Annotated in this window: 19 protein-coding genes, 1 tRNA gene and 1 riboswitch; of the genes, 7 read left to right on the forward strand and 13 right to left on the reverse strand. The window is 74.1% G+C overall.

What is annotated here, in order from left to right; translation table 11 throughout:
• Positions 1-16: 16 nt before the first annotated feature.
• On the reverse strand, positions 17-559 hold the full coding sequence (locus ABZ899_RS21020; protein WP_361348153.1) for a DUF5994 family protein: 543 nt from the start codon (positions 557-559) through the stop codon (positions 17-19).
• A gap of 273 nt (positions 560-832) precedes the next feature.
• Entirely contained in the window at positions 833-1231 is a 399-nt protein-coding gene (locus tag ABZ899_RS21025) for a DUF5994 family protein (RefSeq protein WP_361348156.1), read from the reverse strand.
• Positions 1232-1718: 487 nt separating this feature from the next.
• Here ABZ899_RS21025 and ABZ899_RS21030 point away from each other — a divergent pair, with 487 nt between their 5' ends.
• A complete protein-coding gene (locus tag ABZ899_RS21030; protein WP_361348159.1) occupies positions 1719-2063 on the forward strand; it encodes a hypothetical protein in 345 nt (114 codons plus the stop codon).
• A 131-nt stretch (positions 2064-2194) separates the two neighbouring features.
• Here ABZ899_RS21030 and ribA read toward each other — a convergent pair whose 3' ends face one another.
• Both ribA and ABZ899_RS21040 read right to left on the reverse strand, forming a co-directional pair.
• Entirely contained in the window at positions 2195-2839 is a 645-nt protein-coding gene (gene ribA, locus ABZ899_RS21035) for a GTP cyclohydrolase II (protein ID WP_361348162.1), read from the reverse strand.
• A 121-nt stretch (positions 2840-2960) separates the two neighbouring features.
• Entirely contained in the window at positions 2961-3476 is a 516-nt protein-coding gene (locus ABZ899_RS21040; protein ID WP_361348165.1) for a MarR family transcriptional regulator, read from the reverse strand.
• A 65-nt stretch (positions 3477-3541) separates the two neighbouring features.
• On the opposite strand from ABZ899_RS21040, the gene ABZ899_RS21045 reads away from it, so the two are divergent.
• The 5 genes from ABZ899_RS21045 (at position 3542) to ABZ899_RS21065 (ending at position 8595) form a co-directional block, all read left to right on the forward strand.
• A complete protein-coding gene (locus ABZ899_RS21045) occupies positions 3542-4675 on the forward strand; it encodes a dihydrofolate reductase family protein (protein ID WP_361348246.1) in 1134 nt (377 codons plus the stop codon).
• Positions 4676-4797: 122 nt separating this feature from the next.
• A tRNA-Met gene (locus ABZ899_RS21050) sits at positions 4798-4871 on the forward strand.
• Positions 4872-4996: 125 nt separating this feature from the next.
• On the forward strand, positions 4997-6082 hold the full coding sequence (locus ABZ899_RS21055) for a PP2C family protein-serine/threonine phosphatase (RefSeq protein ID WP_361348168.1): 1086 nt from the start codon (positions 4997-4999) through the stop codon (positions 6080-6082).
• A gap of 232 nt (positions 6083-6314) precedes the next feature.
• A riboswitch (cyclic di-AMP (ydaO/yuaA leader) is annotated at positions 6315-6472 on the forward strand.
• A gap of 11 nt (positions 6473-6483) precedes the next feature.
• Positions 6484-7500 carry a M23 family metallopeptidase gene (locus tag ABZ899_RS21060; RefSeq protein ID WP_361348170.1) on the forward strand — a complete coding sequence of 339 codons (1017 nt, stop codon included), beginning with the start codon at positions 6484-6486 and terminating at the stop codon, positions 7498-7500.
• Between the two features lie 150 nt (positions 7501-7650).
• Positions 7651-8595, forward strand: coding sequence for an aldo/keto reductase (locus ABZ899_RS21065; RefSeq protein WP_361348173.1), 945 nt, complete (start codon positions 7651-7653; stop codon positions 8593-8595).
• 4 nt (positions 8596-8599) lie between these two features.
• Here ABZ899_RS21065 and ABZ899_RS21070 read toward each other — a convergent pair whose 3' ends face one another.
• From ABZ899_RS21070 to ABZ899_RS21085, 4 genes are all read right to left on the reverse strand, one after another.
• Positions 8600-9931: a PrsW family intramembrane metalloprotease gene (locus tag ABZ899_RS21070; RefSeq protein WP_361348176.1), complete on the reverse strand. Its 1332-nt coding sequence runs from the start codon at positions 9929-9931 to the stop codon at positions 8600-8602.
• 122 nt (positions 9932-10053) lie between these two features.
• A complete protein-coding gene (gene trmB, locus ABZ899_RS21075; protein WP_361348179.1) occupies positions 10054-10902 on the reverse strand; it encodes a tRNA (guanosine(46)-N7)-methyltransferase TrmB in 849 nt (282 codons plus the stop codon).
• An 80-nt stretch (positions 10903-10982) separates the two neighbouring features.
• Positions 10983-12191, reverse strand: coding sequence for an L-2-hydroxyglutarate oxidase (gene lhgO / locus ABZ899_RS21080; protein WP_361348182.1), 1209 nt, complete (start codon positions 12189-12191; stop codon positions 10983-10985).
• A gap of 68 nt (positions 12192-12259) precedes the next feature.
• On the reverse strand, positions 12260-13684 hold the full coding sequence (locus tag ABZ899_RS21085) for an MFS transporter (RefSeq protein ID WP_361348185.1): 1425 nt from the start codon (positions 13682-13684) through the stop codon (positions 12260-12262).
• Between the two features lie 735 nt (positions 13685-14419).
• Here ABZ899_RS21085 and ABZ899_RS21090 point away from each other — a divergent pair.
• On the forward strand, positions 14420-16507 hold the full coding sequence (locus ABZ899_RS21090) for an asparagine synthase-related protein (protein WP_361348188.1): 2088 nt from the start codon (positions 14420-14422) through the stop codon (positions 16505-16507).
• 12 nt (positions 16508-16519) lie between these two features.
• Here ABZ899_RS21090 and ABZ899_RS21095 read toward each other — a convergent pair whose 3' ends face one another.
• From ABZ899_RS21095 to ABZ899_RS21115, 5 genes are all read right to left on the reverse strand, one after another.
• Entirely contained in the window at positions 16520-17791 is a 1272-nt protein-coding gene (locus tag ABZ899_RS21095) for a hypothetical protein (protein WP_361348191.1), read from the reverse strand.
• Positions 17788-19002, reverse strand: coding sequence for a bifunctional glycosyltransferase family 2/GtrA family protein (locus ABZ899_RS21100; RefSeq protein WP_361348194.1), 1215 nt, complete (start codon positions 19000-19002; stop codon positions 17788-17790). The genes ABZ899_RS21095 and ABZ899_RS21100 overlap by 4 nt, the downstream gene beginning before the upstream one ends.
• 129 nt (positions 19003-19131) lie before the next feature.
• Positions 19132-19695, reverse strand: a complete 564-nt coding sequence (locus ABZ899_RS21105) for a hypothetical protein (RefSeq protein WP_361348198.1) — start codon at positions 19693-19695, stop codon at positions 19132-19134.
• 8 nt (positions 19696-19703) lie between these two features.
• A complete protein-coding gene (locus ABZ899_RS21110; protein ID WP_361348201.1) occupies positions 19704-20210 on the reverse strand; it encodes a SigE family RNA polymerase sigma factor in 507 nt (168 codons plus the stop codon).
• Between the two features lie 121 nt (positions 20211-20331).
• Positions 20332-22266, reverse strand: coding sequence for a sigma-70 family RNA polymerase sigma factor (locus ABZ899_RS21115; protein ID WP_361348204.1), 1935 nt, complete (start codon positions 22264-22266; stop codon positions 20332-20334).
• Between the last annotated feature and the right edge of the window lie 177 nt (positions 22267-22443).

A 22443-nucleotide genomic window follows, 5' to 3' on the forward strand; every position in this document is an offset into this window, starting at 1 on the left:
GGGTGTGTCCTGTCGATCAGGCCGGGCTCCCGGCGTCCGGCCTGACCTGGTCGCGGCGGGCCCGGGGGCCTTCCGCGGCGCCTGGGTCCTGTCGGGCGGTGCCGGTGTCGACGAGGATCTGTTCGGCCTGGGCCGCGCTGCCGGTGCGGACGGCCTCGGCCATGGCCGCACGCGCGGCGTCGGGCGTCGCGTGCGGCGGGACCACCAGGAGGGAGAAGAGATCCTGCGCGCCCCGGGTGATGAGGACGGTGTCGTCGCCGATCCGGGAGGAGTCGATGTGGATGACACGGTCGTCGATGGTGATCCGCGTCGGCAGCTCTTCCCAGGCGTCGGCGTCCAGGCCGACGCGTGTGACGGGCCCGAGGTACTCGGTCAGGGCGGTGATCAGATGGGGAAGCTCGGTGGCGACGTCGCGGGAACGCGGCCACCATGCCCCGTCGAGCACTCCCTGCCGGTTGTGTGTCGTCTCCAGCCGTACGACAGCCGTCCCGGGCTGTGCGGCCTCGTGGATGGCGTCCGGCAGGAGCCTGGTCACACGCGGGGAGCCGGGGTCGGACATCGCACTCGCCTGCCTGCCGGGAACGAGGAAGCCGAGTCGCTTCCTCCTTTCACGGTACTCCCCGGCCGATGGCGCTCGGTCCCTTCGACGGGCACGCCGAGGCCCGCGTCGTCGCCTCCTCACCCGGGGTCGCCCGTCGGGTCGCGGAGCTTCGCCGCCACCGCGCGGGTGCCGACGGAGCAACCCGCTTGGACGGCACCATGGCCCCACCCGCGCGGCATACCCGCACGGTCCCGCGGGCCGGCTCGACCGGGCGGTACATGGCGGGTCGGGTCACGCCTGACCGTCCGCCGCGGCCGCCATGAGAGGTTCCGCGGCCTCCTCGGTCGTATCGGGCGGCACGACCACCAGGTCCCAGCGCCCCCGGCCGGGCGCGAGCAGGACGATGGTGTGCGTGGCGGACGCCGTGAGGGTCCTGTGCAGCCGTACGACCTGGTTGGAGACGAGCATCCGGCCGGGCACCGAGGGCCAGGTCGCCCCGTTGACCGTGACGCTGGTGATGTGGCCCCACGCGCGCGGCAACCCGGCGAGCAGCAGAGGGAGTTCGGCTAACAGGTCGTACGAACGGGGCCACCACGCCCCGTCGACGGGCCGGGGCATGCCGCTGTGAGGAGCCAGGCGCAGACGAAGCCGGAGATGGGAGGGGAGCGGGGATTGCGGTGCGGTCGTCATGGAGGCTCCTGCCAACTGCCGTACGAGGGTGGGTGGTCGGCGTCGGGCCGGCGGGCGGTGACGCGGGCAGGACGCGGCCGGCGCACGCCTCGTGCACCCGGCCGGGGGCGTAGCGGTGTGCGACGGGATCCGGCTGATCGGCATGCGGGGCTCCTGCCTGATGCGGATGGCGCGGCCGGAGTCAGGGGCTGCCCGGAGAACGGGAGGCGTGCGGTAAATGCTGTAAAGAGGGAAGGAATGTGGTCTGGTGGACCTACTGGAACACGACGGCTGGAACACGAGTGGGTGATCCGATCCGGCCGAGTTCCGGCATACGAAATGAAAGCGCCCCGTCTTCGCCACCGTACTCCAGGCCGCGTGACAACCGCGTCTGCTTCGCAGGCGGCATCGCGCTGAACAGGGGTCGACGCCGGACGTCGGCGGGTGGCACGGCCCAGCGCCGCGCCGCTCCGGGAAACCGGCACAACGCACGGGAAAGCGGCACTCGATGTACGACCAGACACGCGCCCAACAGCCCGCGGACCAGCACCGCGGCGCCGCGGAACGCCGCGCCTCCGGCCCGGCACCGCTGCTCCCGTCGGACGAGCGGGACAAGATCGTCCGGCGCCTCGGGCGGGCACTCAACACGTTCCCCGACGCTCCGCGTGAGTCACTGGAGGAGGCCGAAGGCGCCTTCGACGAAGCCACCGCCCAGCTCATGGCCGTCCTCGCCGAACAACGGCGTACCCTCCGCGCGGGTTGGCAGGACCAGGACCCCGAAACGCAGACCGCCGAACTCCACCTCGCGCTGAGGCAGTACCGGGAGATCACCCAACGACTGCTCCGCCTCTGAACGACGCCCGGCGGACAGCGGTGACGTTGCCGGACGGGCAACTCCTCGGGCCGGACGGGGTTTCCAGGCGCCGGTGGGCGGTGCCGCGGACGGGATGATCACCCCGCATCCCGGGCCCAGGGGGTGGCCCTCTAGGCCAGGCCAACCCCCGCCAGGTCGCCCAGCGGCAGTGTGTGCTGGGTCTGGAGGACCTTCGCGCGCAGGTAGCGGACGTTGTCCGGGGTGGCGAAGACGCCGGTGGGGACGCGGTGGTCGACCAGGATGCCGAGTGCGCGCAACTGGTCGGCCTTGTCGGGATTGTTGGAGAGCAGGTCCAGCTCTCCGATGCCGAGGGCGGTCAGCATCTGGGCCGCCGCCGTGTAGTCGCGGGCGTCCTCGGGCAGGCCCAGCGCGGCGTTCGCGGCGTAGGTGTCGAGGCCCTCGTCCTGGAGGGCGTAGGCGTCCAGCTTGTTGTAGAGGCCGATGCCGCGGCCCTCCTGGCGCAGATACAGCAGCACGCCGCCGCGCTGTGCGATGCGCTCGACGGCCTCGCGAAGCTGGGGGCCGCAGTCACAGCGGGCCGAGCCGAAGACGTCGCCGGTCAGGCACTCGGAGTGGAGGCGGACCAGCGGGGTGGTGCCGGGCTCGGGGGTGCCGAGGACGACGGCCACGTGCTCCAGGCCGTCGGCCAGGCCGTGGAAGGTGACCAGTTCGGCGTCGGCGGTGTAGCCGTCCTGGAAGCGCAGCGGGACCCGGACACGGGCGCGCTGGGTGGCGGCTGCGGTGGAGTCGGGCATACGGGTCTCCGGGTTCCGTGCGGCTTTCTGCTTCAGATTTGAAGCAGCTCGGGAGAGTGACCTTATCCTGTGCTTGAACTTTGAAGCAATAACTCCGGGTCACGCGTCCTCGCGGTGTGCGTCACGAGCACGGCTTCGACGCGCGCCGGCGCCACGGCACCTCGTCCCCGGTGGCGTGGCCGCAGTCGCCCTGGAGGCCCGAGCCGATCGCCGTGAAGATCTCCTCGAGCTGCCCGACCTGCTCCGGGGACAGCCGGTCGAAGATCAGCGACCGTACGGTGTCCACATGTCCGGGCGCCGCGCGCTCCAGGAGCCGCATCCCCTCGTCGGTGAGGGCCGCGACGCTGCCCCGCTTGTCCTCGGGGCAGTCCTCGCGCCGCACCAGCCCGTCCTTCTCCAGCCGCGAGACGCCGTACGTCAGCCGGCTGCGGGTGATCTTCAGCCGCTCGGCGAGGTCGGTCATGCGCAGCCGCCGCTCCGGGGCGTCGGACAGGGTGGCGAGAATGGAGTAATACAGATGGGGCATGCCGGCCTCCTGCTGGAGCTGCCGGTCCAGCGCGTCCTCCACGAGCGCGGCGGCGGCGATGTAGGCGCGCCAGGCGCGCTGCTCCTCGGGAGTGAGCCAGCGAGTCGTCATGTGTCCAGTGTAGGTTTGTTTCAAACTTGAACCAAGCCCCGATCGCCGAGCGGGAGAGCGCGCCGATGCCGTCGTACCCCTACGTCCTGCTGTCCGCCGCCGTCTCCCTCGACGGCTACCTCGACGACACCGGCCCCGACCGGCTGCTGCTGTCCGGTCCGGCCGACTTCGACCGGGTCGACGAGGTGCGGGCCTCCGTGGACGCCATCCTCGTCGGTGCCGGCACCATCCGCGCGGACAACCCCCGGCTGCTCGTGAACTCGGCCGAGCGGCGCGCCGCCCGCACCGCGCGGGGCAAGCCCGCCTACCCGCTGAAGGTCACCGTCAGCGCGTCCGGCGAGCTGGACCCGGCGGCGAACTTCTGGCACACCGGCGGCGAGAAGGTCGTCTACACGACGGAGAAGGGCGCGCGCCGGCTGCGGGAGGAACCCGTCGCCGCCGAGGTCGTCGCCCTCGGCGACGACCTGGACTGGCGGGCTCTGCTGACCCACCTGCGCGAGGCGCGCGGCGTCGAGCGGCTGATGGTGGAGGGCGGCGGCACCGTCCACACGCAGCTGCTGCGCCAGGGACTCGCCGACGAACTGCAGCTGGTGCTCGCGCCGCTGTTCGTGGGCGACCTCCGGGCACCCCGGCTCTTCGGGCCCGGCGGGTACCAGGGGGGCCGGCTCCGGCTGGTGGAGACCCGGCGCATCGAGGACGTGGTGCTGACGCGCTACGAGCCGACCGCCCCCGGCACCGGCGTCCTCCCGGCCGCCGCGGACCGGCACTGGCTGGCCCTCGCCTGCGACCTGGCCGCACAGTGCCCGCCCTCGCCCACCGCGTTCAGCGTCGGGGCGGTCGTGGTCGCCGCGGACGGCACGGAGCTGGCGCGGGGCCACTCCCGGGAGGCCGGCGACCCCGTCGTGCACGCCGAGGAGGCGGCCCTCGCCAAGATCGCGCCCGGCGACCCGAGACTGGCCGGCGCCACCGTCTACAGCAGCCTGGAGCCCTGCACGCACCGTACCTCCCGGCCCACGCCCTGCGCCCGGCTGATCCTGGCGGCCGGGGTGCGGCGGGTGGTGACGGCCTGGCGCGAGCCGGACACCTTCGTCACCGACGCCGACGGCAGCGGGATGCTGGCCGCCGAAGGGGTGGACGTGCTCGTGCTGCCCGAGTACGCGGGCCGGGCCGCGGCTCCCAACGCCCACCTGGCGCCCTGACACCCGTCCGGCGCTGCCCGTGTGACCCGGGCCCCGGCCCGGCCGCGAAAGCGCCGGCCGGCGGGGCCCGCGCAAGGGCGTGCACGGCGGGTCCCGGAGATGGCGTACTATGGACACATCGACGCGGGGTGGAGCAGCTCGGTAGCTCGCTGGGCTCATAACCCAGAGGTCGCAGGTTCAAATCCTGTCCCCGCTACTGAAGGCTCAGGGCCGGAACTCATCAGTTCCGGCCCTGAGTGTTTTCCGGGCCGTCCCCGGCCGTGTCCCCCCGGTCGGACGACCCCGCTCGCCCGCCGCCACCGCTTCGGCAACCCTGGTCAGGTGGAGGAAGGGCGAATCTCGTACGTGCGCCGGTCGGTCCGGGCGCTGCCCGCCCTGCTGATCGCGGCCGGACTGGCCTACGACTTCGCCTCCCCCCTCGCGTTCTCCGGCGCCCCCTTCCTCACCGCCGCGCCCCTCGTCGCCGCCCCCCTCTACTCGCTGCACGGCACGGTGTGCACCGGGGCCGCCGCCGTCTGCGCGCTGCTCGTCGTGCGGTTCACCGTCGGCGGGCTGGAGACGGTGGAGGCGGTCACCGAACTGGTCACCGTGGTCGTCGTCTCCGCGCTCGCCGTCGTCATCAACGTCCTCGTCCGCCGCAGCGGCGAACGCCTGGCCTCCGCCCGCCGTGTCGCCGAGGCCGTCCAGCGCGCCCTCCTGCCCGAACCGGCCGAACGGGTCGGCGGGTTCCAGGTGGCCGCGCTCTACGAGGCGGCCCAGGAGGACGCCTCCATCGGCGGCGACCTGTACGCCGTGCAGGACACCCCGCACGGCGTCCGGATGATCGTGGGCGACGTGCGCGGCAAGGGGCTCGGCGCGGTCGGCGCCGTCGCCGCCATGATCGGGGCCTTCCAGGAGGCCGCCGAGCAGGAGACCACCCTGGAGGCGGTCGCGCAGCGGCTGGAGCGGGCCCTGGCACGCGAGAGCGGCCGGAGCGACGGAGGGGACCCCCGCGAGGGCTTCACCACCGCCGTCCTCGCCGAACTGCCGCACGGCGCGCCGAAGGTGCGTGTCGTCAACCGGGGGCACCCCCCGCCGCTGCTGCTGTACGCCGACGGAGCCGTGCGGCCGCTGTCCGCGAGCGATCCCGCGCTGCCGCTCGGCATGGGCTGGCTCGGCACCTGGCCCGACCGGGCCGACGAGGCCGAGTTCCCGAGCGGGGCGACGCTGCTGCTCTACACCGACGGGCTGTCGGAGGCACGCGACCGCACAGGCCGCTTCTACGACCCCGAGCAGGCTCTGGCGGGGCGGGCCGACGCGCTGCGCGAACCGGCCGTGCTGCTCGGGACGCTGGCGGCCGAGGCACGCCGGCACTCCGGGGGCGGCATGGCGGACGATCTGGCCCTCCTGGCCGTGCGCCGCCCCTGACGTCTCTCACGGACGGTGAGTGAACGAATCCCCTCCGCATAACGACTGATACACCGTCAGAAACGGATGGGCGAATCGACGAGAGCAACTCGCCCGATTTGGCCCGCTCATGACCCGTAAGTCCAGCCGGAAAACGTTAATGATCAAGTGGAACGGCTTGGAATCCGTACCCCGCGTCTATTAACGTTCGATAACGCAGCGCGGTCGTCCCAGCCGTCACAAGAGGCGGCTCCGTGCGCACGCGCCGAATCCTGCGAAGGAACCGGGGAACCACCACCTTGGGGTGAATCGCGCGGATACCACCGTGACATCACGGTACGTATACGCGCGTAGGAGACCTTCCTGCTCCGAACCCGTCAGCTAACCCGGTAGGCGAGAAGGAAGGAAAGGAGTACGCCCACGTGGCGTCGAACCGTCCTGCTCCCCATGCCCCGTTCGTACCCGGTCAGCGCACCGCCGACACCTTCGGCTACGACCGCACCGACGACGGCCCCTTCGAGGAGTGGAACCCCACCGCGGAGTCCCTCCGCCCCGTGCGCGGCAGGCACCGCGTCTCCAAGCAGCGCGGCGGGGGACTCGCCCGCAGCTCCACGGTTCTCGGCGTCGGCGTCATAGCGGCCGTCGGCGCGGGCGGCATGGCCACCGCGCAGAGCGGCAAGCCGCCGGTCGCCATCACCCTTCCCGACCTGCCCCTGATCTCCGACGACGACTCCGCCGCGGGCGACACCACCACCGCCCTCAGCACCATGGGCGAGACCGGCGAGGAGACCGCCCGGAGCGGCTCCGACGCCGGTGAGGCGCTGCGCAGCCGGATCATCGCCCAGGCCGAGTTCCAGCAGGACCAGGTCGACAGCAAGGCCGCCGCGGCCGCCGTCGCCGCCGCCGAGAAGGAGGTCGCCGAGGCGGCCGCCAAGGCGGAGAAGGAGGCCAAGGAGAAGGCCGCCGCCGCGAAGGCCGCCGCCGAGGAGGAGGCCCGCAAGAAGGCCGAGGCCGAGCGTCTCGCCGAGCTGGCCAAGCAGTACACGCTGCCGACCTCTTCGTACACCCTCACCTCGACGTTCGGTGAGGCCGGCGCCTACTGGTCGTCCGGGCACCACACGGGCCTCGACTTCGCCGCGCCGACCGGCACCCTGATCAAGGCCGTCCACTCCGGCACGATCACCTTCGCCGGCTGGGACGGCTCCTACGGCTACAAGACCGAGCTCACCCTCGACGACGGCACCGAGATCTGGTTCGCCCACCAGTCCTCGATCAGCGTCAGCGTCGGCCAGAAGGTCAACACCGGTGACGTCATCGGCCGCGTCGGCGCCACGGGCAACGTGACGGGCGCCCACCTGCACCTCGAGGTGCACCCCGACGGCAGCGCGGGCGGCATCGACCCGCTGGCCTGGCTGCGCGGCAAGGGCCTCACCCCCTGAGCACCCTCCCCACCTGATCCCCGGCGGTCCTGACGACGACCCCCCGACGTCAGGGCTGCCGGTCCTCGGTGCGCCGGATCGCCCCTTTTTTGCACGGAATTCATCTCCGAAGCGGAATCGCCGGTACCGCCGCCGTCGTTGGTGACTTACATGACTTCATTGCGCAAGCTCGGCTCTTCCGGCCTCGAGGTCTTCCCCCTCTGCCTGGGCGGCAACGTCTTCGGGTGGACCGCCGACGAGGCAGACTCCTTCGCCGTCCTCGACGCCTACACCGCGGCGGGCGGCAACTTCATCGACACGGCCGACTCGTACTCGGCGTGGGTCGAGGGCCATGTGGGCGGTGAGTCCGAGACCGTCATCGGCAACTGGCTCAGGGCCCGCGGTAACCGGGACGACGTCGTGATCGCCACCAAGGTCAGCCAGCACCCCGACTTCCGCGGCCTGAAAGCGGCCACCATCAAGGCGGCCGCCGACGCCTCGCTGCGCCGCCTCGGCACCGACCGCATCGACCTGTACTACACCCATTTCGACCAGCCGGAGGTGCCGGTCGAGGAGATCATCGGCGCCCTGGACGAACTGGTGAAGGCCGGCAAGGTCCGGCACATCGGCGCGTCCAACATCTCCGCCGAGCGGCTGGCGGCCTCCCTCGCCTTCTCCGACCGCGAGGGCCTGGCCCGGTACGTGGCGCTCCAGCCCCACTACAACCTGGTCTCCCGTGACACCTACGAGGGCGCGCTCCAGGACCTCGCGGAGCGGGAGAACCTGGCCGCGGTGCCGTACTACGCGCTCGCGGCGGGCTTCCTCACCGGCAAGTACCGTCCGGGCACCACGGTGGACAGCCCGCGTGCGCAGGGCGCCGGACAGTACGCGGAGACCGAGCGGGGGCGGCGGGTGCTGGCCGCGCTGGACGAGGTGGCCGCCGCCCACGGCGTGCCGGTCGCCACGGTGGCCCTGGCCTGGCTCCTCTCCCGCCCGACGGTCGTCGCCCCCATCGCCTCGGCGCGCACCACGGAACAGCTGCCCGCCCTGCTCGGCGTGGCCGAGCTGACCCTGACGGACGACGAGCTGCGCCGGCTGACGGAGGCGTCCGACTGAGCCGTCAGACCTGGTAGGGGTTCCAGGCCGGGCCCGGTGAACCGGGGGCGTGCCCGTTCGGGGCGTACGGCTGCGGCCACCAGTGGCCGGAGGCCTGGGCCGGGTACGCGGGGGCCGGCCAGGTGCGCGCGGTGAGCGCGTGCTCCAGGGCCGGGCGGGCCCACGCGCGGCGCCGCCACAGCTCGTTCAGCAGCTCGCCCTCCCGGATCACGAAGTCCGCGCCGGCCCGGCCCCGGCGGCCCCGGCGTCTCAGGAACGCCAGCGAGGTGGCGTACGCCTCGTACTGGGCCACCGCCCGGGCCGCGGGGCGTCCCCCGTGCCGGCGGGCGTACTGCCGGGCCAGCCGGCGGTCCCGCATCGAGCCCAGCGCGAACGGCTCGGCGGGGGAGAGCCATCCGGCGACGGCGTAGGCGGGCAGTTCCTCGCGCACGGTCCGCAGCTCGCGGTACCGCGTCCACAGCACCAGCCAGACCAGCAGCCCGAACGCGGGCACCATGAAGGCCGCGTACACGGCGAAGAACCCGAACGCGCCGAACGTCGACGAGCCGTTCCACAGGGCGTGCATGCCCATCGCCAGCAGCAGCCCCGACAGCGGCAGGAGCACGCGCCGCACCCGCTGGCGCTCCCCGGACAGCGCGGCGGCGCCGAAGCCGATGCCGGTGAGCACGGTGAACAGGGGATGCGCGAAGGGCGACATGACGACGCGGACGAAGAAGGTCGCCGCGGTCACGGAGGCGATGCCGCTGTCCCCGGACAGCTGGTCGGTACCGAAGGCGGTGCCGAGGTAGAGGATGTTCTCGGTGAAGGCGAACCCGGTGGCGGTGACCCCGGCGATCACCACACCGTCCAGGAGCCCGCTGAAGTCCCGGCGGCGGAAGAGGAAGAGCAGCAGGACGGCCGCGGCCTTCGCCGTCTCCTCCACGACGGGGGCTATGACCGTCGCGCCCAGGGTGTCCGCGTGGGACGGGTCCGCCGTCGCGGTCGCTATCCATCGCGTGGCGAAGCTGTTCGCCACGATGGCTATGAGCGCCGCCGCGCAGGCGCCCCAGGCGAAGGAGAACACCAGATTCCGCCAGGGGCCCGGCTCGACCCGGTCCAGCCAGCGGAAGGACGCGACGAGCAGCGGGACCGGCAGGACCGCGAGGCCGAGCCCGACCAGGAAGCCCTCCGTGCCGGTCTGCTCGCGCACCAGGGCCAGGATGACGAGCCCGGAGAGCGCCAGCAGGGTGCTGAGCGCGGCGTAGGGCACCCAGCGCCGCTGCCACCAGTGCGCGTGCCGCAGCGCGCCACCGGTGGGGGCGGGGGGATGCGTCGGGTGCGGGGGGCAGGTGGCCACGGCTTCGACCCTAACGAGACGGGGGCGCCGCCCGCAGCGGCGCGAGGGTGCCGGGGCGCCGGTGAGGGGCTGCTGTCGGGGGTGCTGCGGGTGTTCTCGCAGGTGCTGTCCGCCCGCCGCTCCTACCGCTGTACGCGGCGGAAGAGCAGGTCGTTCACCACATGACCCTTGTCCAGTCCCTGGCCCTCGAAACGGGTCAGGGGCCGGTGCGCGGGACGCGGCGCGAAACCGCCGTCGGGCCGTGTGTTCTCGAAGTCCGGATGGGCCGTCAGCACCTCGAGCATCTGCTCGGCGTACGGCTCCCAGTCGGTGGCGCAGTGCACCAGCGCGCCGGGCCTCAGCCGGGTCGCGGCGAGGTCCAGGAACGCGGGCTGGATGAGGCGCCGCTTGTGGTGCCGCTTCTTCGGCCAGGGGTCCGGGAAGTAGACGCGCAGCCCGTCGAGCGAGTCCGGTGCGAGCATCTCGCGCAGCAGGATGATGGCGTCGCCGTTGCCGACGCGGACGTTGCGCAGGCCGTGGTGCTCGGCGAGGTTCAGCAGGTTCCCCTGGCCGGGAGTGTGCACGTCGACGGCGAGGATGTTGGTGTCCGGGTCCGCCGCGGCCATCTGCGCGGTGGCCTCGCCCATCCCGAACCCGATCTCCAGCACGACCGGACGGTCGTCGCCGAACAGCTCGGGCAGGTCGATGACGCGCTGCCCGTCGATGTCCAGGCCCCACTGCGGCCACAGCCGCTGCAACGCGTCCGCCTGCCCGGCGGTGACCCGGCTGCGCCGGGGCTGGAAGCTGCGGATCCGCCGCTCGAAGTGCGATCCGGCCGGGTCGGGCTTGGGCCCGTCGGGGAACCGCGGCTCCCCCTTGGCCCGGCTGGGCCGGACGGGGGCACCGGAGGTGTGCGGGCCCTGCTCGCCGGAGGTACCGGCGGCGGGGGCACCGGGTGGTGCGGCTTCGGGGGCGTTGCGGGAATCAGACACAGTGGCATCGATTTTACGTGCTCTCCGGCGCCGGCCCCCCGGGCCGCGGGCCCGGCCCGTACGGCCGGCTCAGGCCCGGCTCAGGCGGTCTCCAGCGCAGCCAGCGCCCGGCGGGCCACCTCGCGTCCGATGGGCAGGGAGGCCGTCGCCGCCGGGCTCGGCGCGTTCAGCACGTGGACCGCGCGCGGGCCCTCGCGGATCAGGAAGTCGTCCACCAGCGAGCCGTCGCGCAGGACCGCCTGGGCGCGGACCCCGGCCGCCGCCGGCACCAGGTCGCCGGCCTCCACGGCGGGCAGCAGCCGGCGCACCGCCTCCGTGAACGCCGCCTTGGACAGCGACCGGTGCAGCTCGCCCGCCCCGTACCGCCAGTGCCGCCGGGCCATGCGCCACGCCCCGGGCCAGGCCAGGACCGAGCCGACCTCCCGGGGCCGTACGACGCCCCAGCGGTAGCCCTCGCGGGCCAGCGCGGGGACCGCGTTCGGGCCGATGTGCACGCCGTCGTCGATGCCGCGCGTGAGGTGCACGCCGAGGAACGGGAACGCCGGGTCCGGCACCGGGTACACCAGGCCCCGCACCAGCTCGGGCCGCCTCAGCGTGTAGTACTCGCCCCGGAACGGCACGATCCGCGCCGCCGGGTCGTCCCCGGTCAGCCGGGCCACCTCGTCGCAGTGCAGCCCGGCGCAGTTCACCAGGACGCGGCCGCGCACGACGTCCCCGCGCGCGGTGCGCACGGCCACCCCCAGCGAGGGCCTGCGGTCGACACGCTCGACCCGCGCGCCGTAGCGGATCTCGGCGCCGGACGCCTCCGCCAGCCGGCGGGCCACCTCGGCGAAGTCGCAGACGCCGGTCGTCGGCACATGGAGGGCGGCCAGGCCCGCCACCTCGGGTTCGTGCTCCGCGATCTGCGCGGCGCCCAGCTCCCGCACCGCGATGCCGTTCTCCCGGCCGCGCTGGGCCAGGGCGTGCAGCCGGGGGAGTTCCTCGCGTCCGGTGGCGACGATCAGCTTGCCGGTCACGGCATGCGCGACGCCGTACTCCGCGCAGAACTTGACCATCTCGGCGGCGCCCCCCACCGCGTACCGGGCCTTGAGGGAGCCGGGGCGGTAGTAGACGCCGCTGTGGATCACCCCGCTGTTGCGCCCCGTCTGGTGGCGGGCCGGGCCGGGCTCCTTCTCCAGGACGGTCACCCGGGTGCCCGGGGCGGCACGCGTGACCGCGTAGGCCGTGGCCAGCCCGACGATGCCGCCGCCGACCACGAGCACGTCACAGTCCAGAGCGAGCGCCCGCACCAGCACCACCTCCCGGTTCCGATAATGCCCTGCGCCACCGACAGCGCGGTCAAACCCGGGAGGCGCGCTCAGGCAGGTGTCATCAGCAGCGGGCGGGCCCGCTCCCGCAGCTCGACCACCCTCGGCTCGTCGCCGTACGGCTCCAGGCGGTGCAGCAGGTCCTTCACGTACTCGGTGGTGCGCGCGGACGATATCCGCCCGGCGACCTCCACCGCCCGCACCCCCTGCTCGCACGCCGCGTCGAGGTTGCCCGACTCCAGCTCGGCGACCGCCGACACGACGAGCCGCAGTCCGTGCGAGCGCACGAACTCCTCCGTCGGCTTCGACAGGGCCTGCTCGGTGAACCTGCGCACCTGGCGGGGCGCCTTCAGGTCCCGGTAGCACTCGGCGGCGTCCGCGCAGAAGCGGTCGTAGGAGTAGAAGCCGAGCCACGACGGGTCGTGGTCGCCCTCCCGGGAGCGCTCCAGCCAGCCCTCGGCCGACTTCAGGGCGGCGCCGGCCGCCTGCGCGTCGCCCGCGCGGGCGTGGGCGCGCGCCTCGACGAGGCGGAAGAAGCTCATGGTGCGGGCCGTGGCGAGGCCGCGGTTGCGCTCCAGGGCGGCCTGCGCGAGGTCGACGCCCTCGTCGCCGAAGCCCCGGTAGGTGGCCTGCAGGGACATCGACGCCAGCACATACCCGCCGAGGGGCACGTCGGCCGCCGCGCGGGCGAGCCGCAGCGCCTGGATGTAGTACCGCTGCGCGGCCTCCTGCTGACCGGTGTCGAAGGCCATCCAGCCGGCGAGACGGGTGAGTTCGGCGGAGGCGCCGAACAGGGCGCGGCCCACCTCGTCGGAGTACGAGGCGAGCAGCAGTGGGGCCGCCTCGACCCGTAAGCACTCGGGCACCATGGACGAACGCCAGTCACCGCCGCCGTACTTGGAGTCCCACCGCCTGGCGTCCTCGGCCGCCTCGCGGAGCTTCTGCACATCGCTGTGGCCGACTTTGAGCGGTGCGCCGGAGCCCTCGGACGGGCCCACCTCACGGGCGACCGACGAGTCGGCCGGTGTTATCAGCCACCGCGACGCGGGTGTCGCGTACGCGGTCACCGCGAAGGAGCCGGCCAGGGACTGCCAGATGCCGCCGGAGCCGGCGCGGCGCCCGGCCAGGTCGAGACGGTAGAGCTCCGTCGCCGACCTCACCGCCTGTCCCACGTCCCGGGGGAAGGCGAGGCCCACCTCCGGCGCGGGGTCGGCGTCCGCCAGGCCGATCTCGTGGAGCGGCACCGGGCGGCCGAGCTTCTGGCCGATAGCGGCGGCGATCAGGTGCGGCGCGGCGCCCTGCGGCACCATGCCCTTCGACACCCAGCGCGCCACCGACGTCTTGTCGTAGCGAAGTGTCAGTCCCCGCTGGGCGCCAAGATCGTTGACGCGCCGCGCGAGGCCGGCGTTGCTGATTCCCGCGAGGGCGAGAACGGCGCCGAGTTTTTCGTTCGGCCCGCGTTGCTCCCTGGACATGCGCCACCCCTCGACACAGACGGCTGCCGCCCTGGCATAACCGTGCGGCATTCGTAAACCCAGCGTAGTTCGCCGCATCCCAAGCGTTAAGGGGCATTCTTCCGGATGGCGGGATTGTGGTCCGCACTCAAGTGCGCACCCCCTACGCACAGTTGTGCCGTGCTCCCGCTGTGTGGCCGTGCGCCCGCATGTGCGCTCTTCTCCGGCCACCGGGGGAGCGGTTCCATGGATCTCGCGTGGGTCGGCCCGCTGTACTGGATCCAGTGGGCTGGGGGATTCCGCCGCCTCCATCCCCGCGGGCGGCGGAACGGTCCGGGGGGCGCACTCCGTTCCCCGGACTGCGCGCGCGACGAGCACGGCGAGTAGTCCCCAGGGCTTGCACGGAGTGTGCGTAAGCCTGCTCCTACAGCGCCGATTTGGCCGAAAACCGACCCCGGCCCGCAGGGGTGATTTCCGCTCCCACCACGGAACTTGAGGGCGCGAAAGGCGTTTTCGGGGAGCGTACCGGGGGCGCATTCAGGTCGCGGATGATGGCCGATCCGCCCCGGTCCTCGGCCCGACAGCCCTGCCTCGTACGGCAGTTGGGGTCGCACACGACGCGGGCGGGGGCGCGGACGCGGGCGCATTCAACGACGTCGAGCGGCTCCGTCGCCGCTCCGGCGCGCCTCCTTCATGGCAGCATGGTGACCCGGTTCATACCGTGCACCTGGTTGTCCACAGCCCGTGGAGGCGTCGATGCGGTGGTTGGTGGGATGGAGCAGCACCGCCGCGGTGGCCGCCGGAGTCGGCTCCGCCGGCGCCACCGGGCCGGACGGCGAGACCGTGCACCCGGTCGGCTCCCAGCTCCTGTGGGGCGACCCGGACCCGCTGTGGGCGGTCGGGGACTGGCGCCCGGACGAGGTGCGCGTGGTCAAGGCCGACGCACAGAACCGCATCGCCGTCCTCGGCACCTGCGGGGCCAGCGACGAGCAGCTGCGCCTCGGGCTGTTCGCCGCGCGCGGGGGCGCCCTGCGCCATCTGACGGCCTGGCCCGGCAGCTACACCGCCGTCGTGCAGGTCGGCCGCCGGGTCACGGTGTGCGGCGACCTCGCGGGCGCCCGGCCCGTCTTCTACACCCCCTGGGCCGGTGGCACCGCCTACGCGACCGCCGCCCTCCCGCTGGCCGACCTCATCGAGGCCAACCTCGACTTCGGGCACCTGGCGGCGCTGCTCGCCGCCCCCGACGTACCGGCCGCGGTGCACGACTCCACGCCGTACGACGGCGTACGGCGCATCCCGCCCGGGCATGCGCTGATCCTGCGCGCCGGGGCGCGTGAGGTCGCCGGGTACGAACCCGTCGCCTCGCTGGCGGTGGCGGCACCGTCGGCCGACCCCGACAGCGCGGTGGACGCCGTACGCGACGCGCTGGTGGACGCCGTACGCGCGCGTCTGTCCGCGCCCCGTCATGTGCCGGACATCGACCCGGGGCCGGTACCCGGAATGGGCCCGGCCGAGCGGCGCGCCGCGCGCGGGATGCCCGTGCCCGGCATCGGCGCCGACCTGTCCGGCGGGCCCGCCTCGGGCACCCTGGCCCTGCTCGCCGCCGGCCTGCCCGGTATGCCGGGAACCGTCCTGGGACACGGCACCGGCGCGGGCGAGCGCCTGCTGGCGGTCACCTTCAACGACCTCGCCGTCGGCGGCCGCGAGGCCGAGCTGGAGCGGGCCGGGGCCCTGGCGGCCAACCCCCGCCTGCACCACGTGGTGGTGGCGGGCGGTGACGAGACCCTGCCCTACGCCGACCTGGACGGCCCGCTCACGGACGAGCCGGGGCCCAGCCTGGTGACGGCGGCACGGCACCGCGCCCGTCTGGCGTCCGGCAGCGCGGACCACTTCACCGGCTACGGCGCCCGGCAGGTCCTGGACGCCCACCCGGCCCGCCTGGCCGACCTGCTGATGGACCGCAAGCGCCGGCACCTGGTCCGGCCGGTCGCCGCGCTGACCAAGGCGGACGGCTCGGTGTTGGTCCCCGCGCGCGTGTACGGCGCGGCCCGCAAGCTCGCCCGCACCCCGTACCGCGCGGGCCTGGAGACCCTGGCCGCCCGTCTGATGGACCACCGCTTCGAGGAGCCGGGCGGCGCGGTGGGGGCCTCGCTCGCCGCGCTCACCTGGGCCAGACCCGGGCCGGCGGCCCGCTGGCTGACCGGGGAGGCACTGGCTGAAGTATCGGTTCGCCTGCAGACGGCGACGGGCCGCAACGGCGTCGGCCCCGGCCAGCGCCCCGGCGACTACCGCGCGCGGGCGGCCCTCGCCCGGCACGCCGCCGACATCCGCGTCCTGGAGCAGGCCGCAGAGATCCGCTCCCAGCGCCTGCACACCCCGTTCCTGGACAACCAGGTCGTCCGCGCCTGCCGGGCCCTGCCGGAGGCCCTGCGCGTCCGGCCCGGCGCCCGCGCCGCGATCCTCCGCACGGTCCTGGAGGGCGCCGGCGTGGCCGACCTCCCGCCCGGCTGGGGCGCCCCCTCGCACGCGCCGGCGGCGGTGGCGGCGCGGACCGGCCTGCGGGTGGCGTCCGAACCCCTGATGGACCTCTTCGGCAGCCCCCTGCTCGCCCAGGCGGGGCTGGTGGAGGCACGGGTGGTCCGCAAGGCCCTGCGGTCCGCAGCCGAGGGCGAACCCCTCCCCCTGGACGGCCTGGCCGACCTGGTCTCCCTCGAACTGTGGCTGGGCCGCCTGCTGTCCCGCCGGGGCACCTGCTGGACGGGCACCCCGGCCCGCGCCCGCGCCGTACCGGCGGGCATCCGGCCCCAGCGCGGAGCCCTCGGGGCGGGCGCGGCGGGCCGGTAGGCGGCGGGCCCGTCAGGGCACGCCCAGCTCGAAGAGCACATAGCCCGCGTACGAGCCCGAGGCCGCCGCGGCCAGACCGAGCAGCCCGCACAGCAACGGCATGCTCAGGGTGCGCAGTTTCAGGGCGAGCGGCACGAACAGCGGGAAGGCCGGGAGCAGATACCGGGAGACGTTCCCGAAGATCTGCTGGCTGCCGAGGACCAGGACGAAGGTCAGCACCGTGTAGACGACCAGCACGGACGGCGGGCGCAGCCGGATCAGCAGCGGGATCAGCGCCAGGCCCAGCAGGACCACCAGCACCCCGATCAGGTCCTCCACGGGGAACGGGAAGAGGTAGTCGCGCCGGCCCACCGCCACGGAGGCGAAGACGTCGAGGGTCTGCTCGCCGAAGTCGAAGGAGTGGGCCCAGGCGCCCTTCTGCAGCGCGAAGTAGCCGTCGAGCCGTCCCATCCGGTCGCCGACGTACAGCAGATAGCCGGCCAGCCCGAGCGGGGCCCCCAGGATCGCGGTGAGCGGGCGGGCCACGTCCCCGTCGTGGCGGCGGTGCAGCGCCCGCAGCGCGGCCACGGTGAGCGCGGCGATCAGGGCCACCGAGGTGGGGCGGCTCAGTCCTGCGGCGAAGGTGAGGACGCCCGCGGTGAGCCAGCGGTCGTTCATCACCGCGTGGCACACCCACACGGCGAGAGCGACGTAAAGGGACTCCGAGTACCCCGACCACTCCGTGCCCGAGCCGGGCCACACGGCCCACAGGCCGGCGGCGGCGAGCCCGGCGCGGTGGCCGCCGAAGCGGGCGGCGACGGCGTGGATGCCCAGGGCCGCGACGAAGGAGGAGACGATCGAGACCAGCAGGCCCGCGCCGTACAGGCCGAGGCCGGTGACGTCGGAGACCAGCCGCATCGTGGCCGGGTAGAGCGGGAAGAACGCCGCGGAGTTGCCCTCCAGGGTGATCAGCCCGGTGGCGTCGGGGATGCGCACCAGCGCCGGGTCGTACCCGTGCGCGGCGATCTGCTGGTACCACCAGCCGTCCCAGCTGGCCAGGACGTCCCAGGCGTGGGCGCCGCCGCCGAAGCGGGGGTGCTTGCGCCGGAAGTCGCCCGAGGAGTCCAGCAGGTGCAGGAAGACCAGGAAGCCGGTGAGCTTCAGGGCGCCGTACAGGAGGATGACCGGCAGGTGCGCGCGGGCGAGCTGCCCGGCCCTGCGCCGTACCTCGTCGAGGCGGTCCCGGCCGGTCCGGGCGGGCGGGGCGGCGGCGGGGCGGACGACGGGACTCAGGGTGCCGTTCATACCCGCGTCCCCGTGCCGCGCCGGCTCGCGCGGAACACCCAGGCGCGCAGCAGCAGGAAGCGCAGCAGGGTCGCGGCCAGATTGGCGGCGACGAGCACCACGAGCTCCGTGAGATGGGCGGCGTCCGGAGCGAGGCGGTGCAGGACGGCCAGTGACCCGCTGGTCAGGGCCAGGCCGACCAGGAACACCAGCAGTCCCTTGGCCTGGTGGCGCAGCGCGCCGCCCCGGCCGCGCACGCCGAACGTCAGCCGCCGGTTCGCGGCCGTGTTGGCGAGCGCGCACACCAGCAGGGCGAGCGCGTTGGCCGCCTGCGGTCCCGCCGCCGGGCGCAGCAGCGCGTACAACAGGATGTAGCCCAGGGTGCTGACGGCCCCCACGGCGCCGAAGCGCAGCAACTGCCCCGCCAGGCCGTCGGGCTGCCCGTCGTCCCGCCGGCGCAGCCTGGCCGTGGGCAGGGTGCCCCGGGCCAGTGCCGCGCCGATCCGGGCGATGCCGCGCAGGTCGGCCAGTGCCGTGGCCCAGATGTCGACGCGGCTGTCGGGGTCGTCGACCCAGTCCACCGGCACCTCGTGGATGCGCAGCCCCGCCCGCTCGGCGATCACCAGCATCTCTGTGTCGAAGAACCACCCCGGGTCCTGCACCAACGGCAGCAGCCGTTCGGCCACGTCCCGCCGCACCGCCTTGAACCCGCATTGCGCGTCGCTGAAGCCCACCGCCAGGGTCGAGCGCAACAGGACGTTGTAGCACCGGGAGATGACCTCCCGGCGGGGGCCGCGCACCACACGCGAGCCGCGCGCGAGGCGGGTCCCGATCGCGATGTCGGAGTGCCCGGAGATCAGGGGGGCGACCAGTGGCAGCAGCGCGGCGAGATCCGTCGACAGGTCCACGTCCAGATACGCCAGGACCGGCGCCCGGGACCGGGACCACGCCGTGTGCAGCGCCCGGCCGCGCCCCTTCCCGGCGAGCCGCAGCCACTCCGTCTCCGGGAGTTCCGCGGCCAGCCGGGCGGCTATCGCCGGGGTCGCGTCCGTGCTGGCGTTGTCCGCGACGGTGATCCGGAACGGGTACGGGAAGGTCTCGCGCAGATGGGCGTGCAGCCGCCGCACACTGCGCTCCAGGTCCGCCTGCTCGTTGTGGACCGGGACGACCACGTCCAGGACCGGCTCGCGCTGCTCCGCCGCGAGAGGCGTACGGAGCGGCAGATGATCCATCAGGTTTGTCACGTTCCATCCAGGTTCGTTCTCTGGCGCAGGGCATGCCGAAGGCGCGTGGGGCGTCACGGTGGTGACCTGCCGCGGGTGGTCAGGGTCGGGCGGGCGGGGCCCGGTCGGCGGGGGCGGCTAGAAGGACTCCTCCGAGACCGTTGCGGAGACCTCCGTGGGCGAGGGGAGGCCGTCCGGGGTGTTCGTGGGCGGGCTGGTGTCCCGGTCCGGCGGTCGCTCGGTTGTCGTGTCCGCGTCCGACCCGGCCTCGGTCTCCGTCCCGTCGGCGTCCCGGTTCTCGGTCCTGGTCGGGTCGACGGTCGGGGACTCCCGGCCGGCCGTCGGAGCGGTGGTCGACGGCGAGGAGGTGCCGGCGGACCCGGTCGGCGACTCCGACGGCGACTCGCTGGGGGCCGAGAGTTCCGGCGAAGGTGTGGGGCCCGGGGAGGCGGGGGCCGTCGCCGGACGCGGGAACGGGCCCTGCGGGCGTCCGTCACCCCGGTCGTGGGGCAGGGCGAAGTAGGCGAAGCCGATGCCGATGCCGACGACGGCCAGCACCGAGCCGGCGGCCCGCTTCACCGCCCGGACGCGCCGGTGGGTCCGCACCCCGGCGTGCAGCCGTGTCCGGTGCTCCGGCTCGAAGGGGATGTACTCCCGGGAGTCGCGCATCATCCGCGCCAGCTCCCGCTCGAAGTGGTCCATCGGCTTCTTCACCCCACCGGCTCGATCACGTCGGACAGGAGGCGGCGCAGCCGTGCCACGCCCCGCGAGGCGTGGGACCGCGCGGTGCCCACCGGGCACCCCAGCACCTCGGCCACCTGCCGTTCCGACAGGTCCTGGTAGTAGCGCAGGACCACCGCGGCCCGCTGCCGCGGCGGCAGCTGGGCCAGCGCGGCCTCCAGCCGGGAGCGCTCCACCACGGCGGCGGACACGTCCCCGGCCCCGGGCAGGTCGGGCAACTGCTCGACCGGCCGCTCCCCCCACCAGCGCCGCCGGGCCGACCGGGCCGCCGCGCGCACCAGCACTTTCCGTACGTACGCCTCCGGCGCCTCCTCCGCGATCCGGGGCCAGACGAACCACAGCTTGACCATCGCGTCCTGGAGGAGGTCCTCGGCCCGGTGCCGATCGCCACCCACGAGGAGACGGGACAGGTGGAACAACGCCGACCAGCGAGCTGCCACGAACCCGTCGAACCCTTCGGCCCGACTCTGCTCCACGCCCACCGTCCCCTGTCGCCACCGGCCCCCTACATTCAGGGAAAGACACTGGGCATCGCGAAACGATGCACCGCGTGCGTGTGATCCGGGTTACATCGCGCGGGGACGCTCCCGAACGGCGTCAGGAACAGCGGAACTTCGAGTCCGCCCAGTCCGCGGGCAGCAGCGGGTCGAAGGTGCTGTGCGGCTCCACGACGAGCTGCACGGTCCGGCGCCCGGTGAGGTCCACATGGACGGGCACCGCGGCGTCACCCGCCTTCACCGGGCCGGAGTTCCACAGCCGGACCCCGTCGGCGCGCACCGAGAAGGTGAACCTGCCGAGCCCCAGCGTCGAGTCGTCGACGCCGACGCGCGCCTCGTAGGCGCTGCACCGCCGGTTGAGGTCGACGGTGACGGAGGACCGGCCGTGCACGGTGACCCCGTGCGCGTAGCGCCGGCCCGCGATCGACAGGCCCTGGCGCTGCCACACCCAGCTGCTCTCGGCCAGCCGCATCTCGGGCCCGGTGCCGTCGCCGGTGAGGTCGTACGCGAGCTCGTCCCACCGGTACTCGACCGGGGCCGGCGGCGGAGGGGGCGTGGGGGTGGGCGCCGGGGTGGTCGGCGCCGGGGTCCGCGTCGGACCGGGTGAGGGGGTCGGGCTGGGCGACGGGGGCGGGCTGGGCCGGCGCGTCGGCGTGGGGGCGGGCGTGGGCGACGGGACCGGCTTCGGCTTCGGCGCGGTCCTGGGCGCGGGAGCCATCGGCGGGTGCGCGGGGCTCTCGGACCGCGGGGGCCGCGGGGCCGGCGGCTCCTCGACGACGGGGGAGGGCACCGGCGGCTGCTTGGCGTCCGTCTTCCCGGCGGGCTTGTCCTGCCCGACCAGGGTGAACACGATCGCCGCCGCCACGCCCACGGCCACGACTCCGGCCGCGATACCGGCCTTCAACGGGGCGCCCAGCCCTTCGGACGCGGCGGCGCCGCCTCCGCCCGCGCCGCCCGCGGCACCGGCGCCGCTCGCCGCCGCGGCTCCCGCGGCTCCCGCGGCGCCCGCTCCGGCGCCCCCGGCGACGAGCCCTGCCACCTTGGCGTACCCGGCGGCACCGAACCAGCCGATGACCGCGACCGGGACGACCGCCGGGATACCACCGGCGACCTCCTTGATCTGGCCCGCGGCCACCCGGCACCGGGCGCACTCGTCCAGGTGCTTGCGCAGGCCGCGTTCTGCCCGGGTGCGCAGACTGCCGCGGGCGAACGCGCCGAGCCGGTCGGCGTAGCGGGCGCACTCCCCGTCCCGGGCGAGGCTGGCGCTGACATGGGCCTGCAGGTAGGCCTGCTTGAGCCCCTCACGGGCCCGACTGGCGAGCACACGTGTGCCGTTGGCGTCCAGCCCGAACAGCGTGGCGACCTCGCTCGGCGACTCGTCCTCGACCTCGGTGTGCCACAGCACCGCCTGCCAGCGTTCGGGCAGCGACCGGAACGCCTGCATGGCCAGGGACTGCTCGGCCTCGTGCATGGCCCGCACGTCCGCGCCGAGGTCGAGGGTGTCGTCGTCGGACAGCTCGGCGGCCCGCGCCGACTGCGCCGCGAACACGGCGAAGTCGTCGACGAGTTGCTCCCGGCGCGCCGACCGCGTCCAGTCCGCGGCGGCCCGCCGGATCGAGGTGAGCAGATAGGCGCGTACGGCGTGCTGGGGACCGGAGCCGGACCGCACCGCCTGGAGCATGCGGGCGAACACCTCGGCCGTGAGGTCGTCGGCGGTGTGCGCGTCACGGCAGCAGGTGCGCGCGTACCGGCGTACGGCCTGCGCGTGGCGCCGGTACAGCTCCTCGTAGGCGCTGTCGTCGCCGGCCCGCATCCGGCCGATCAGGTCGACGTCCGAGGGCGGCGGCATGTGCGGGGGCGGGGTGCTGTCCTCGCGCCGGTCGCGCTGCGCCGGGACGTTGCCCTCCGCGCGCGGTGCGCGGTCGTCCGGGACGTCACCGTGCGACGGGACGTCCGGCCGGCCGCCCTGACTCGGCACCTGTGGGGTCGCCGCGTCGCCGTCGTCCCGCGACTCGTCCCACCCGTCAACGCTCATCGCGGAAAGCCCCCGCTGCCAGCTCCACCTGTCCCGGACACCGGGTCAGGGTGCCACATCAGGTTTTGCTCGGAACTGACGCGGACGGACATCCACCCGTCCGTGGGGACCCCCCGCGATACGGCATGAACATGCCCCGCAGCGGGGAATACTCAACGACCGCTGCCTGCACCGCAG

The sequence above is a fragment of the Streptomyces sp. NPDC046859 genome, from assembly GCF_040645135.1.
Taxonomy (GTDB): Bacteria; Actinomycetota; Actinomycetes; order Streptomycetales; family Streptomycetaceae; genus Streptomyces.